Raw genomic sequence first — 13901 nt, 5'->3', positions numbered from 1 at the left:
ACTTGTTAAAATAGTTTAATAATTTCAATGTGTCGCATATAATTGGCGACACGGCCTAGGAGAGGATGGCTTTCCAGAAGGTTTCGATGGCGGCCCGGTGGACGGTTTTGTTGCGGTAGAGCTTGATGTCCACCTCCACGCTGAGATCCGGGCGATCTTCCCATATGCGGCGGATGGTGCCCCGCTTCAATTGTTCGCTCACCAGCGTTTCCGGGACCCATGCCATGCCGATGCCTTTTTCCAGCATTTTGACGATGCCCTCGCTCAGGCTGCTTTCATAGACGGACTGGAGTTCGCAGGGCGTCTTTTCGCAGAGCGGAAGGATGATCCGGTTGGCGAAGGAAAAATTGCTGTAGGAAAGGTAGGGCAGGGGGGATGTGCTCGGAAGGCGTTCCGCAAGGGCGCTCCCCACGACGGGGAGGAAGCGTTCCCGGCCGACGGCGGCGGATTCGATGTGCGAAAGGAATTCGCTGTCCGACTCGTATTCGTCCAGCCTGTAGGTGAGGAGCATGTCCACCTGATGTTCCATCAGGGCGCAGAAATGCTCTTCCACGCTTTGCGGGAACGGGTTGACCACAAAACGGAGCTGATCGCACGTCTGCCGCACCCGGAAAAGGAGATCCGGGAGCACGTTGATGGAGAGGGTCGGCAGGCTGATGAGGCGGACGATGCCGTCGGAACGGTTCCCGGCCGCGAATTCCCTCCGGGCTTCGGCCATGCGGTCTACGATGTCGCGGGCCACGGGCAGGAACTGTTCGCCCTGCGCCGTGAGGCGGATGGGGAGGGCCGTCCGGTCGAACAGGATCACGCCGAGCCATTCCTCCAGCGCCCGGATGCGGCGGCTGAAGGCGGGCTGGGTGACGTTGCGCTCCTGCGCCGCATGGGAAAAGCTTCTGTGGCGGCACAGGCTGAGGAAGTCTTCAAGGAGTTTCTGATCCACGCGGGGCTCCATGCTTTTTGATCATGACGCGATACGAAATCGGCAATTGCCAGTTCCGCTGGGTGTTTCTTATAGTCAAGGCACGTTCAGTATTCGCACCAAACAGGAGAAACGTCCATGCCTCGCCTCGAACATGATTTTTTGGGTGAAATGCGCATCCCTGCCGATACATATTATGGAATCCAGACGTACCGGGCGGTTGAGAACTTCCCGATTTCCGGCGTGAGCATCTCCAGCTTCCCGGAGCTTATCAGGGCGCTCGGCCTGGTCAAGAAGGCCGCCGCCATTGCGAACATGCGGTGCGGCGTGCTGCCCCGCGAAATCGGGGATGCCATCTGTGCGGCCTGCGACGAGATCATTGAGGGCAAGCTGCACGATCAGTTCCCCGTGGACTGCATTCAGGGCGGCGCGGGGACTTCGACCAACATGAACGCCAACGAGGTCATCGCCAACCGCGCCCTTGAGCTGTTGGGCCACAAGAAGGGCGAATATGAATACTGCCACCCCAACAACCATGTGAACTGCTCGCAGTCCACCAACGACATCTACCCCACGGCCCTGCGCATCGCCCTGTACAGCATGTTGGGCCAACTGACCGGCGATATGGCCTATCTCCAGCGTGGGTTCGGGGCCAAGTCCGAAGAATTTTCTGACGTCATCAAGATGGGCCGCACGCAGTTGCAGGATGCCGTGCCCATGACGCTTGGCCAGGAGTTCGGCGCGTACGCGACGACCATCGGCGAGGACATCCTCCGCGTCGAGGAATCCCGCAAGCTCCTGCTTGAAATCAACCTCGGCGCGACCGCCATCGGGACAAGCATCAACGCGCCCAAGGGCTATGCCGAAGCCGCTTCAAAGGCCCTCGCCGACGTCAGCGGGATTCCGGTGGTGCTGTCCACCAACCTCATCGAGGCGACGTGGGACACCGGGGCCTATGTGCAGACCTCCGGCGTGCTCAAGCGCATCGCGGTCAAGCTCTCCAAGATCTGCAATGACCTGCGCCTGCTGTCCTCCGGCCCGCGCACGGGCATCAATGAGATCAACCTGCCCCGGCTGCAGCCCGGCTCCTCGATCATGCCGGGCAAGGTCAACCCGGTCATCCCCGAAGTGGTTTCGCAGGTGGCGTTCGACATCATCGGCAAGGACGTGACCATCACGATGGCGGCGGAAGCCGGGCAGCTTGAGCTGAACGTCATGGAGCCGATCATCGCCTTCTCGTTGGCGAACGGCATCCACCGCCTGCGTCAGGCCATGCGGACGTTGCAGGATCGCTGCGTGAGCGGCATTACGGCGAACAAGGAACGCTGCCGCAGCATGGTCGAGAACAGCATCGGCATCATCACGGCCCTGAATCCCTATCTCGGCTATGAAACTTCCGCGTCCATCGCCAAGGAAGCCCTCGAAACCGGCGGCTCGGTGCTCGACATCGTGCTAGCCCGAAACCTCCTCAGCCGCGAGAAGCTCGACGACATCCTCGCCCCTGAGCACATGATCAACAGAAAGTAATGTTGAGGCATCTCCCTTTTCAGGGAGGCGCCCTCAGCATTTCCCAAGGCTTTGTTAGAGTATGTGGTTGTTTCATCTCCACAGTGCGGTGAAAATACGGCCTTTTTCTCCGGTTTTCCCTTTGGCGGGAGCCACGGCTCAGGCATTTTGCCGGTTGTCCCTTTGGAGCTGGAAAAAAGCATCAACCATTTTCTATGACACAGCCTTTCCCAAAGACGCCCGGCTGGATGGGGTATGCGGAAGGCGTTTCCATACGATTGAGAAACAGGGGTACGGCACCCCGGACTTTCCCGGTCAGCTTGGCGGCCGCCGGTGAAAGGCGCATCCCTGTCCGGCGCGTCAAAAAGCGCCCTGTTCCGTGGTTCGGAAGAGGGCGCTTTTCTATTGGAGACAAGCTGTTGCCGGAGGAGGCACAAGGTTCCCGGCGTACCGCACGCGCATCCACGAATTGACGCACGGGCCGATCCCGAAGCGGCTGCGGCAGACGTGCCGCACGCGTTTCACGAATGCTTACTGCCGCCGTCCCTCCCCCCGTATGGCGGCGAGGACGGCGCTCAGCAGGAACCAGCCGCAGGAGACGAGGACAACGGTCGCTCCGGTGGCTGTCCCGGCCCATTCCTGTGCGGAAAGCACCAGCCCGGCTACGGCGGAAGTGACGCTGACGAGGATTGACCACCAGAACATGCCCCCGGCTGTGCGGGCGAGGTTGCGGGCCGTGGCTGCGGGCACGATGAGCAGCGCCGTCACCAGCAGGACGCCCACGGCCCAGACGGAGAACATCACGACGAGCGCGAGCAGCCCGGCGAAAAGGTATTGCCAGAAAAACACCTTGATGCGGTGGGCCTTGGCGACCACGGGGTTGAGGCCGATGTACAGCAGGCGGTTGTAGCCCCATATCTGAAAGGCCGCCAGCGCGAAGAACAGGCCGATGAGCCAGCGGATGTCGTTTTCCGTGATGGTCAGGATGTCGCCGTAGAGGAATTGCTGCAGATCACGGGCCACGGCGTTGTCCCGGCTGACCACGGCGAGGCCGAAGGCCATGACCGCCGAGAAGAATACGCCGATGATCGTATCCGAGGAAAGGGCGCTGTTCCGCTGTACCGCCATGATGCCGAGCCCGACGAGGATGCCGAAAACCGGCATGGCGACATGCGGGTTGATGGAAAAGATCAGGCCGAGCGCCACGCCCGCGAAGGCGGAATGGCTGATCGCATCGGAAAAGAAGGCCATGCGGAAGCTGACGACCTGCACGCCCATGGTCGCCGCCATCGGCGCGAGCAGGATCAGGGCGGTGAGGGCCTGCTGCATGAACCCGGCCTGTAGGCACTCAAAGGGGAGCAGGGAGACGAGGCGGTAGAGCGGCTCGATATCAAACATGGCTGTCCTTTGGCTTGGCCTCGGCGGGGGCATGGGGGTTGATGAGGCCCATGTGCATGCCGAACAGGGCCATAAGGTTTTCTTGCGTCAGCACCTCGTCGGGCGTGCCTTCCGCGAAGACATGCCGTTTGAGGCAGATGACGTGCGTGGCGTGGTGGAAGACCATGCCGAGATCGTGGCTGACCATAAGCTGCGTGAACCCTTTGGCGGCGCGCAGTTCGTCCAGCAGCTCGCAGAACAGGTGCTCTCCCTGAAAATCCACCCCGGCCGAGGGCTCGTCGAGCACGAGCAGTTCCGGTTCCTGCTGTAAGGCAAGGGCCAGCAGGACGCGCTGCATCTCGCCGCCGGACAGATCGCCAAGCCGCCGGGAGGCGAGGTGCTCCGCCTTGACCATTGCGAGGAGCCCCAGCGAATGTTCCTTCAGCGAGGGCCGGATGCCGAGCCAGAGCGGGCGCTTCTGGATGCCCATGACGAGGAATTCCATGACCGTGAGCGGCATGCCCCGGTCGATGCTGATGCGCTGCGGCACATAGCCGAGCCGCAGGGATTTTCCATTCCGCCCCGGCATGATGTCGATAGCCCCGCCGTGGCGCATTTCGCCGATGAGGGCGAGGATGAGCGTGGTCTTGCCCGCACCGTTGGGGCCCACGATGACGGTGCAGCTCCCCTGCGGGACTGTGGCGTTGACGTGCTCAAGGATGGCGAGCCCGCTCCGGCGCACGGATACGTCACGGAAGGCGACGGCGTTAGTTGGTTCCAAGGGTGCTCTCCAGCGTGTGCAGGTTGGCGCGCATGGTGTTTTCGTAATAGTCCAGCGGCGCGGAGGCCGGGCCCGTGGCGGCGGGATCGAGCTTTGCCGTAGCGACCCCGGTTTCGCGGGACAGGGTGGCGGCGACCTTGTCCGGGTACTGCGGTTCCGTAAAGATGGCCCCAACCTGCTGGTCGCGGATCGCCTTGATCAGTTTCATCATATCGGAAGCGGACGGCGCCTGTGTGTCGTCGGCCTGAATGACCGCGGCCACATCAAGCCCCATGTCGCGCGCCAGATAATCGAACACCCCGTGCTGGGTGATGATGCGGTTGTTTTTCAGCCTGCCGCCGAGCGCGGCGAATTCGTCGGCCAGCGCGTCGAGCTTCCGGGCGTAGTTTTCGGCGTTGGCCCAGTAGGACGCGGCGTTGGCGGGATCGAGATCGGCAAGCTGCCCCGCGATGGAACGGGCCATCTGCGCAGCCATGCGCGGGCTGGCGAACAGGTGGGGGTTCATCCCCCCATGACGGTGCCCCTCATGCTCCCCGTGCGCCGCTTCCCTATCCGTATAGGGGAGCAGCCCGGAGATGCCCTTGGAACTGTCGATGGTATGGATTTCCTTTTTGGCGCGTGCCGAAGGGGAACCGAGGAAGGCTTCAAGGCCAAGCCCATTGAGGACAAGGATGTCGGCCTGTGCGAGCTTGGCCATGTCCTGCGGCGTGAGGGCGTAATCATGGGGGCATCCGGCCTGCGCGGGGAGCATGAGCCGGACTTCCGCATCCGGCACGTTTTGCGTGATGTTGCGGACAATCTGGTACACGGGGAAGGTGGTGGCGAGTATCCGGGGCTGGGCGAGGGCGGCGCCGCACAGCAACATAAGGACTATGAGGCATACGGTTCCGGCGGTGGTTTTACGCATGGGGGCTCCTTGCGGGAAAAGCGCGGACGGCTTATTGCTATTGCGAAGGCATTTGCAATTAATGCTTGCCGGATGAGGTGTCAAGAGGTTGTGCGGACTGCGGGAATGTGTGCATTACAGCGGCTGATACGCGCATGGGTTGCAGGAATACCGGAACCTTCCGCGAGGATGCACGCACCGGCGGCCCAGTCGTATGAGGTGTAGGGAATGAAACGGAAGACATCACAGCGGGCGGCGATTGAGCAGGTTTTTTGCCAGTTGGATCGGCCCCTCGGCATTGAGGAAATATTGGAGGCCGGACGGATGGCGGTGGAATCGCTCAATCAGGCCACCGTGTACCGCAACGTGAAGCTGTTGTTGGAAAACGGCTGGCTCAAACAGGTATGCCATCCGTCCCTCGGCACGCTCTACGAACGCACGGGAAAGGGGCATCACCATCATTTCCACTGCCGGGTCTGCAACCGGGTGTACGATCTGCCCGGCTGCGCCCTGAACGAGCGGGAGGCCGCGCCCTCAGGGTTTCTTGTGGAAGATCACGAGTGCTTTCTGTTCGGGGTTTGCCCGGACTGCCACCCCTGAAGGGAAGCACGCCCGTTCCCCCGCAATAAGGGGGCAGAGGCCCGCCCCGGCCCAAAGGCTCGACGGGCAAGAACCCGTTCCCCGTGATGAGGGCGGGCAGCGGGTCGCCGTGCCTGAAAGGAGCCGCGGCACAACACGATCGCCCCTCCGCAGCTTTTCGCTTCTCCGGCCGCTTTTTTCAACGATTTTTTGACGGCTGGGCCGGGCTCAATCCGCTAGGCAGGCATCACCGGCTGAGCGGGGCCGGGTACGGCAAGCCGGAACCGTTGCGGGCCTATCGCTTCTTCAGGATCGGCGTATGCCGAAGGCCGTACTCGAAAAGGCTGTGAACGGGGGAGGCAGGCAACCCCCCTTGGGAAGGGATGGGCTGTATGCAGGCGGGCTTGGGCATATCGACGGCATGTGTGAGGCGTTCCGTGAGGGATGGCTGCACGCGGGCAGGCTTGGGGAAGGGGAGCTTTCCGGCATCCCCTTCACTCTCACCCCGTAAGGCTGCGGCCTAAAGGCCGAGCTGAAAACGAAGATAGAGCAGGATGATGATCGCGTTGATGCCGATGGTCGGGAGCCATTCCTTATAATGGAGGCGCGAGATAAGCAGGCTGACGATCACCACGCCGAGTGTCCACAGGGCGATGGCGAACAGTTCGGCAAGCCCGGCGGCCATGGCGCGGCCCGCCGCGTCGCCGCCCGCGGCAACGTAGCCGTGCTTCATATACAGGGGAACCACAACATAAAGGCCGAAGGGATAGGCCGCCGCCGTCAGAAAATAGAAAAGAGGTTTCATTGCTGTGCCTTTAAGGGGGCTTAGATAAATAATAAACAGAACAGTGCGGTGAGCATGATGGCGAAGACGTTGACCACGAACGGGACAAGGCATTCCCCGTACCGGATGCGCGAGGCCGCCAGGCTGGCGATGAGGACGCATAACGTCCAGAACCCCATGAAGAAAAGGGCCGCGAAACCTTGCGCGATGCCTCTGCCCAGTGCATCGGCTCCCTTGCCCACGTCCCGTATGATCAAGGGGAGCAGGACACACGCGCCGAACGGGTACGCGGCCGCCGTCAGGGTGTAGAACAAGCCTTTCCTCATATCCCGCTGAGTCCCTTAAAAGTCAGATGCGCCGGGCGGCGCTGCGGATTTTTTCGATGAGCGCCGTGGTCGAATAGCCTTGCAGCAGGGGGAGGCTTACGACTTCGCCGCCGCGCCGCTGCACCGTTTCCCGGCCTGCGATGCGATCCACGGGCCAGTCCCCGCCCTTGGCCAGTACGTCGGGCCGTACGGCTTCGATGAGCTTGGCGGGCGTGTCCTCGTCGAACCGCACCACGAAATCCACGCTTTCCAGATGCGCGAGCACGAAGGCCCGCACCGGATACGGGTTGATGGGCCGGTCGTCGCCCTTGCCCAGCCGTTTGACCGATTCGTCGCTGTTCAGCCCAAGCACCAGCACATCACCCTGCGCCTTGCAGCGTTTCAGCAGATCCACATGCCCCGGATGCAGAATGTCATAGCATCCGTTGGTGAAGACGATCCTTTTGCCTTCCCCGCGCAGGGCATCCAGTTTTTCCAGCAGTTCGGGCAGTTCGACCATGCCGGGATGTTTCAGCATATCCATTGTCCGTCCTTTGTCCGTCCTTGTATCGGCAGGGAGGGTGGTTTCCGGGAGCGGCGGCTTTCCGGCCCCACGGGATGGCCTCCCCCTTTTCCGCAGCCGTGCCGCCTGTTCCGGGCAAACCCTTCTTGCCCGCCAAAAGCAGAAAGGAGCCCCCTTTCAAAGGCTCCTCTCTGGCCGTTCCGTCAACTCAGTACAACCAGCGAGAAGACCGTGTTCACAGAGAACTGTATCAGCGGGTAGAGGATATAGCCGAGCGCCCCGGTCATGAGCAGCAGGATGAGCACCAGAAAACCGTAACGCTCAAGCTGCATGTACTGGAACCCCAGCTTCGGCGGCAGGACGCCCCAGAGGATCTTGCTGCCGTCGAGGGGCGGGATGGGCATCAGGTTCAGCCAGCCGAGGCCGATATTCACGACCACGCCGGTCTGGAACATGAGGAAGAAGAAGTCCCACACGGTGTTGCCCTGCCACTCGCCGAACGGGAAGAACTCGATGAGCAGGCGCAGGAGCACGGCGAACCCGATTGACAGCAGGAAGTTGGCGGCGGGCCCCGCAAAGGATACCAGCATGGTATCTTTTACGATGTTTCGGAAGTTCCTGGGATTGATGGGCACCGGCTTGGCCCAGCCGAAGACGAAGGGGCCGGTCAGGCTGGTCAGCACGAAGACGAACAAGCCCACCGGGTCGATGTGGGGCACCGGGTTGATCGTCAGCCGTCCGAGCATGGCGGCTGTGGGGTCACCCCGCTTGAGGGCCGCCCAGCCGTGGGCGACCTCATGCAGGATGATCCCAAGCATCAGCGGCACGAAGGCCACCGATAAGCGTTTTATGGAGACCGCAAGGTCAATGTCGAGCATGTATTACCGTACCGTCAGGCGCAGGAAGCGCTTTTTGCCGAGCTTCACCACGTAGGAACCCGGTTCCAGCGGGGTTTCGGCGTCATCACAGCGTTTGCCGTCAAGCGAGAGCGAGCCCTGCTTGATGAGGCGCTTGGCTTCGCCGCGCGAGGCGGCAAGGCCGGAGTCGGTCAGGAAGACCGGGGGCTTGCTTGCTTCGCCGTGCTCACAGGCGAACTCCGGCGCATCGTCCGGTATGCCGCCGTCCGCAAAGACCGAGTTGAAGCCCTGCAAGGCTTCCTGTGCCTGTGCCTCGCCGTGGTAGCGGGCCACGATTTCGTATGCCAGCATCTCCTTGGCTTTCTTGGGATGCAGGCGGCCCTCTTCGACATCCTTTTTGAGCGTGGCGATCTCGTCCAGCGACCTGCTGGAGATGAGTTCGTAATAACGCCACATGAGATCGTCGGAAACGGACATGGCCTTGCCGAACTGGTCGGCGGCGGGCTCGTTGATGCCGATGTAGTTGCCGTAGGATTTGGACATCTTGCGCACGCCGTCCAAGCCTTCCAGCAGCGGCACGGTCAGGATGCACTGCGGTTCGAGGTCGTACTGGCCCATGAGGGTGCGGCCGACCAGCAGGTTGAAGGTCTGGTCGGTGCCGCCCATTTCGACGTCGGCCTTGAGCGCCACGGAATCATACCCCTGCATGAGGGGATAGAGGAGCTCATGCAGGGCGATGGGCGTGTTTTCGCGGTAACGCTTGGCGAAGTCGTCGCGCTCCATCATGCGGGCCAGCGTGTAGCGGGAGCCCAGGCGGATGAAGTCCGCGGCGGTGAATTCGTTGAGCCAGCGGGAGTTGAATTCCACGACCGTCTTTTCGGGATCGAGGATCTTGAAGACCTGTTCCTTATAGGTTTCGGCGTTGGCGATGACCTGTTCGGTGGTCAGGGGCGGACGGGTGGCGGAACGGCCGGAGGGGTCGCCGATGCGTCCGGTGAAGTCGCCGATGAGGAAGACGACCCTGTGGCCCAGTTCCTGAAAATGGCGGAGCTTGTGGATGAGGACGGTGTGGCCCAGATGAAGATCCGGCGCGGTGGGGTCGAAACCGGCCTTGACGGTAAGGGGCTTGCCCCGTTCCAGCTTTTTGCGCAGTTCGCCTTCGTCAATCAGGTTGGTGATGCCGCGTTTGATCAATTGCATCTGTTTATCGACAGGAATCATCAAAATCTCCTCTCCCTCCCCGTCCGGGGAGGATTCGCCGGCGGGCGGCGGGAATGCGTGATCGGTTGGGGGCGCGTCCGGACGCGCCTCGTTTCCTGTTGCAGACAAACCGGGGACTGTCAATAGCGGGCGATGGCGGCGTAGGTTCCCTCAGCCGCACGAAGAAGGTCGTCGGGGGCGAGGCGGAGCTGTACCCCACGGTGCCCGGCGCTGACATAGATGCGCTCATAAAGGATGGCGCTTTCGTCCACAAAGACGGGATAATGCTTTTTCCCGGCCAGCGGGGAGCAGCCGCCCCGGATATAGCCGGTGAGGGGCTGGACTTCCTTGAGCGGAACCATTTCCACATGCTTGTTGCCGGACACGGCGGCGAGTTCCTTGAGGTTCAGCTCGGCGGCGCCGGGAATGCAGGCTTCGAGGACTCCGGTCTTGTCGCCCCGGACGACCAGCGTTTTGAAGACCTCCTCCACGGGCACGCCGAGCGAGCGGGCCATTGCCGTGGCGGAGAGGTCGGCCTCGTCGTAGGGGGCCTCATGCAGTTCGTAATCAATGCCCAGCTCGTCGAGGAGGCGGGCTGCGTTGGTTTTCTTGGGAGGCATACGGTCAACCTGTTATCCGGCGAGGCTGCGGGCGATGCGCCTGCCGATGGCCATGAAATAAAAGTCGTTTCCGATCCGGTTCAGATGGACGCCGTCCGGTGCGAGGATTGTATCCGTGTCCGGGAATTGGTCAAGGATAAGCCGTTCCATGTCGATGAGCACGATGCCCTTCATCCCTGAAAAGGTGGCCCGCAGCCCTTCGTTGTATTCCCGGACGGTGCGGCGGTAAAGCTGGGCTCCCGGAATGCCCGGCGCTTCCGCAGGCCTGTGGTTGGTGGCCAGAAAGACGGTATGCGCCCCGCTGCGGAACGAGCGCTGGATGATTTCGCCCATGTTGGCGAGGTAGGTTCTGAAGCCGACCAGAGGCCGGCCCACGGACGAATGCCAGAAGCTGGCGTCGTTGAGGCCGAACTGGACGAAGACGGCGTTGGGGTGGTGGCGTTCCACGTCCCACTGCATACGGCGCAGGCCGTCTGAGGTGGTGTCGCCGCTGACCCCGGCGTTGGTCACCGCAACCGGTTCGCGCAGGGTTGCCAGCATGCGCGTCATCTGCGCGACCCAGCCCTCGCCGGGGCGCGCTCCGTAGCCGTAACAGATCGAGTCTCCAAAGCAGACGAGATGCATTGTTTCCTCGTGTGGTTAGAGTGGGTTGTGAGGTCGTGCGGACTGGGGGAGGGAAGAGGGAAACTTTCTGAGGAAAGTTTCCCTCTTCCCTCCCCCAGACCCCCTCCCATCTCCCTTCAAAGACTTTTGACTGGTGGGGAGGCGGCGCAAAAGGAGTTCCGTTGGGTATTTGTTTGGCTCTGCCAGAGTATGTGGTTTATGTGGTTGCCTCATCTCCACAGTGCAGTGAAAATACAGCCTTTTTCTCCGGTTTTCCCCTTGGCGGGATTTACGGTTAAGGTATTTTATCGGTTAATCCTTTGGAACTTCAAGGAAAAAAGCATCAACCATTTTTTATGACACGGCCTTTTTATTTACACAATACGTTGAAAATATACTCTTTTTTCTCATTTTGCCCTTTGGCGGAATCCATAGCCAAGACATTTTTGTGGGTTATTCCTTTGGAATTTCAAGGAAAAAAGTATCAGCCACGTTCTATGTGACACAGCCTTAGATAACAAGCACAAAGGCGGAACCCATTCATACCTGAAAGCCCTTCATGAGGGATTCGATAAGGCCGAAAGTCTTGGGAAGGGATGGGGAGGGTTTGGGAGGGGAAGGGGAACCTTTCTCCAGAAAGGTTCCCCTTCCCCTCCCAATCTTTCCCCCATTACTTCATAAACTTATCCACATACCCCTGAATGAAAAGAAAGACCAGCACGCAGGGCAGGATGTACTGGAGATACGGCTTGAGCCAGTGGGGGAAGCGGGCTCCCTGCCCCTGATCGGTTTCGGCGATGAAGCTGTTCCAGCCCCAACCCCACCTGTGGCAGCAGAAGAAGAGGAAGAGCAGGGCGCCGAAGGGCAGCAGGTTGTTGCTGAGGAGGAAGTCTTCCAGATCCAGCACGGAGGAACCTTCGCCGAAGGGCTGGAAGCCGGACAGGAGGCTGAAGCCGAGCGTGCAGGGCAGGGAGAGGAGGAACATCGTAACGCAGTTGACCGTGGAGGCTTTTTTGCGTGTCCAGCCCCAGACGTCCATGCAGTAGGAGACGATGTTCTCAAAGACGGCGATGACCGTGGACAAGGCCGCAAAGGACATGAACACGAAGAACAGGGAGCCCCAGAAGCGTCCGAAAGGCATACTGTTGAAGATGTTCGGCAGGGTGACGAATACGAGGCCGGGGCCGGAGCCGGGGTTGACCCCGAAGGCGAAGCAGGCCGGGAAAATGATGAGGCCCGCCATGAGCGCGACGATGGTGTCCAGCAGGACGATGTAGAGGGCTTCTCCGGTCAGGGAGCGGGATTTGTCGATATAGCTGCCGAAAATGGTCATGGAGCCGACGCCGAGCCCAAGGGTGAAGAAGGCCTGCCCCATGGCGGCGGTGACGGCGGCCCAGAGCCCTCCGGTCAGTTTTTCGGGATCGGGCATGAGGTAGAAGCTGATGCCCGCCTCGCCTCCCGGCAGGGTGACGGCACGGACGACAAGCGCGATCATGAGGGCGAACAGGCCGACCATCATGAATTTGACCACTCGCTCGACGCCCCGGCGCAGGCCCATGCCGCATACGCTGAAACAGAAGATCACCGCCGCGCCCATCCAGAGGCAGGAAGCCGTAGGATCGCTGATCAGGCCGCCGAAAAAGCCGCCCACCTGATCGGGGGTCAGGCCGGAAAGATCGCCCTTGCTCATGGCCCAACAGTAGGCCAGCATCCAGCCCGCCACCGTGGTGTAAAACATCATGAGCAGGTAACTTCCGATAAGGCTGAGGGGGCCGAACATATGCCAGCGCGTGCCCTTGGGCTCCAGCTTGTGCAGGGCCGCGCCCAGATTGCGCTGCGCCGCGCGGCCAACGGAGAACTCCATGACCAGGATGGGGACGCCGACCGCCAGCAGGAAGCCGATATAGATGAACACGAACAGCGCGCCGCCGTAGGCGCCTGCGATATAGGGGAAACGCCAGACGTTCCCAAGTCCGATGGCGCAGCCCGCCGCGAGAAGAAGAAAACCGATGCGGCTGCCGAGCTGTTCTCTCTGCTGGTTCTGACTCATGCTTTTCTGAATCCTCTGTGTCCTGCGGGCACGTCCGTTTTCACGTGTCCCTTGGTATACGGAAATCTCCCGCACCTCGCCGCGGGCACCACGGAAGGAGGCGGGAGAAACGCTCCGGTGGGGCGAAACAGTGTCGCACCGCCTTTGTTACAAAAAATGGAGGAAGCAAGGAAGGGGCAAGCTGTGCGGGACATTCGTTTTTCTGATGTTTCCTGAAGGCTGTGTTATAGAAAATGATTGATGCTTTTTTTCTTGAAATTCCAAAGTGATAAACAGAAAAATGCCTTAGCCGTGGATCCCGCCAAAGGGGAAAATAGGAGAAAAAGGCTGTATTTTCAAGGCACTGTGGAGATGAAACAACCACAAACTATAACAGAGCCTTCCTGAAAGGGACCAGTTGGTATTTTTGCTTGTTATGGCGTTATGTTCATTGAAAATATGAATGCCCCACAGCACGGGCAGGCCTTTTTTCGGAACGGCGTTCCTTCGCTGCTTCTTCAGGTTCTTTTGGGCTGTGCCGCACAGCAAGCGACTGATGTTTTTTAAGGCTGTGTTATAGAAAATGGCTGATGTTTTTTTCCTTGAAGTTCCAAAGGGATAACCGGAAAAATGCCTTGGCCGTGGATTCCGCCAAGGAAAAAACCGGAAAAAGCCTGTATTTTTCACCGTACTGTGGAGATAAAACAACCCCATGCTACGACAGGGCCTTCTTAAAGTTTCAAGGAGATAACCGGCAAAACGCCCCAGCCGTGGAGACCGCCAAGGGAAAGGCTGGAGAAAAAGGCCGTATCTTTCACCATCTTATGGGGATGAAATAAGTATATTCCATGACGGGGCCTTCCTTTTGTGTCCGCCGTATTCCGATGGCAGCCCGCGGAGAAGGGGCGCGGGGCTTCGGCAAACGCGGCCGC

Annotated in this window: 16 protein-coding genes; 3 read left to right on the top strand and 13 right to left on the bottom strand. The window is 60.5% G+C overall.

Features of this window, described 5'->3' with window-relative positions; genetic code table 11:
* Positions 1–55: 55 nt before the first annotated feature.
* A complete protein-coding gene (locus AC6I1V_RS05760; RefSeq protein ID WP_486849768.1) occupies positions 56–940 on the bottom strand; it encodes a LysR family transcriptional regulator in 885 nt (294 codons plus the stop codon).
* A 117-nt stretch (positions 941–1057) separates the two neighbouring features.
* On the opposite strand from AC6I1V_RS05760, the gene aspA reads away from it, so the two are divergent.
* The gene (aspA, locus tag AC6I1V_RS05755; RefSeq protein ID WP_308771496.1) at positions 1058–2446 is read left to right on the top strand and encodes an aspartate ammonia-lyase; all 1389 of its coding nucleotides are present in this window, start codon (positions 1058–1060) and stop codon (positions 2444–2446) included.
* A gap of 510 nt (positions 2447–2956) precedes the next feature.
* Here aspA and AC6I1V_RS05750 read toward each other — a convergent pair.
* Genes AC6I1V_RS05750 through AC6I1V_RS05740 form a run of 3 tightly spaced genes read right to left on the bottom strand, consistent with a single transcriptional unit; the run spans position 2957 to position 5490 of the window.
* Positions 2957–3823 carry a metal ABC transporter permease gene (locus tag AC6I1V_RS05750; RefSeq protein ID WP_486854039.1) on the bottom strand — a complete coding sequence of 289 codons (867 nt, stop codon included), beginning with the start codon at positions 3821–3823 and terminating at the stop codon, positions 2957–2959.
* The gene (locus AC6I1V_RS05745; RefSeq protein WP_302553778.1) at positions 3816–4583 is read right to left on the bottom strand and encodes a metal ABC transporter ATP-binding protein; all 768 of its coding nucleotides are present in this window, start codon (positions 4581–4583) and stop codon (positions 3816–3818) included. Before AC6I1V_RS05745 ends, AC6I1V_RS05750 begins: the two co-directional genes overlap by 8 nt.
* Complete coding sequence (locus tag AC6I1V_RS05740; protein ID WP_486854040.1) at positions 4570–5490, bottom strand: metal ABC transporter substrate-binding protein; 921 nt, start codon at positions 5488–5490, stop codon at positions 4570–4572. Before AC6I1V_RS05740 ends, AC6I1V_RS05745 begins: the two co-directional genes overlap by 14 nt.
* A 207-nt stretch (positions 5491–5697) precedes the next feature.
* Between AC6I1V_RS05740 and AC6I1V_RS05735 the strand changes: the two genes are divergently transcribed.
* Both AC6I1V_RS05735 and AC6I1V_RS05730 read left to right on the top strand, forming a co-directional pair.
* Positions 5698–6069, top strand: coding sequence for a Fur family transcriptional regulator (locus tag AC6I1V_RS05735; RefSeq protein WP_302553781.1), 372 nt, complete (start codon positions 5698–5700; stop codon positions 6067–6069).
* 298 nt (positions 6070–6367) lie between these two features.
* Positions 6368–6559: a hypothetical protein gene (locus tag AC6I1V_RS05730; RefSeq protein ID WP_486854041.1), complete on the top strand. Its 192-nt coding sequence runs from the start codon at positions 6368–6370 to the stop codon at positions 6557–6559.
* Between the two features lie 9 nt (positions 6560–6568).
* On the opposite strand, the gene AC6I1V_RS05725 is transcribed toward AC6I1V_RS05730, so the two are convergent.
* The 9 genes from AC6I1V_RS05725 to AC6I1V_RS05685 form a co-directional block, all read right to left on the bottom strand.
* The gene (locus AC6I1V_RS05725; RefSeq protein WP_486854042.1) at positions 6569–6853 is read right to left on the bottom strand and encodes a serine hydroxymethyltransferase; all 285 of its coding nucleotides are present in this window, start codon (positions 6851–6853) and stop codon (positions 6569–6571) included.
* Between the two features lie 20 nt (positions 6854–6873).
* The gene (locus AC6I1V_RS05720; protein WP_486854043.1) at positions 6874–7146 is read right to left on the bottom strand and encodes a hypothetical protein; all 273 of its coding nucleotides are present in this window, start codon (positions 7144–7146) and stop codon (positions 6874–6876) included.
* Positions 7147–7180: 34 nt separating this feature from the next.
* Positions 7181–7681 (bottom strand): D-glycero-beta-D-manno-heptose 1-phosphate adenylyltransferase, encoded by a 501-nt coding sequence (gene rfaE2, locus AC6I1V_RS05715; protein WP_486854044.1) that lies wholly within the window; start codon positions 7679–7681, stop codon positions 7181–7183.
* Between the two features lie 182 nt (positions 7682–7863).
* Positions 7864–8538, bottom strand: coding sequence for a site-2 protease family protein (locus AC6I1V_RS05710; RefSeq protein ID WP_302553790.1), 675 nt, complete (start codon positions 8536–8538; stop codon positions 7864–7866).
* Between the two features lie 3 nt (positions 8539–8541).
* On the bottom strand, positions 8542–9738 hold the full coding sequence (gene tyrS, locus AC6I1V_RS05705) for a tyrosine--tRNA ligase (RefSeq protein ID WP_302553791.1): 1197 nt from the start codon (positions 9736–9738) through the stop codon (positions 8542–8544).
* A 119-nt stretch (positions 9739–9857) separates the two neighbouring features.
* Positions 9858–10337 (bottom strand): Cys-tRNA(Pro) deacylase, encoded by a 480-nt coding sequence (gene ybaK / locus AC6I1V_RS05700; RefSeq protein WP_302553792.1) that lies wholly within the window; start codon positions 10335–10337, stop codon positions 9858–9860.
* Positions 10338–10349: 12 nt separating this feature from the next.
* On the bottom strand, positions 10350–10961 hold the full coding sequence (locus AC6I1V_RS05695) for an SGNH/GDSL hydrolase family protein (RefSeq protein ID WP_302553793.1): 612 nt from the start codon (positions 10959–10961) through the stop codon (positions 10350–10352).
* Positions 10962–11610: 649 nt separating this feature from the next.
* Positions 11611–12990 (bottom strand): sodium-dependent transporter, encoded by a 1380-nt coding sequence (locus tag AC6I1V_RS05690; protein ID WP_486853700.1) that lies wholly within the window; start codon positions 12988–12990, stop codon positions 11611–11613.
* A 285-nt stretch (positions 12991–13275) separates the two neighbouring features.
* Positions 13276–13683, bottom strand: a complete 408-nt coding sequence (locus tag AC6I1V_RS05685; protein WP_486853701.1) for a hypothetical protein — start codon at positions 13681–13683, stop codon at positions 13276–13278.
* Positions 13684–13901 lie beyond the last annotated feature (218 nt).

The sequence above is a fragment of the Bilophila sp. T19-St14 genome (assembly GCF_059728385.1).
This window is presented reverse-complemented; position numbering and strand designations above follow the sequence as displayed.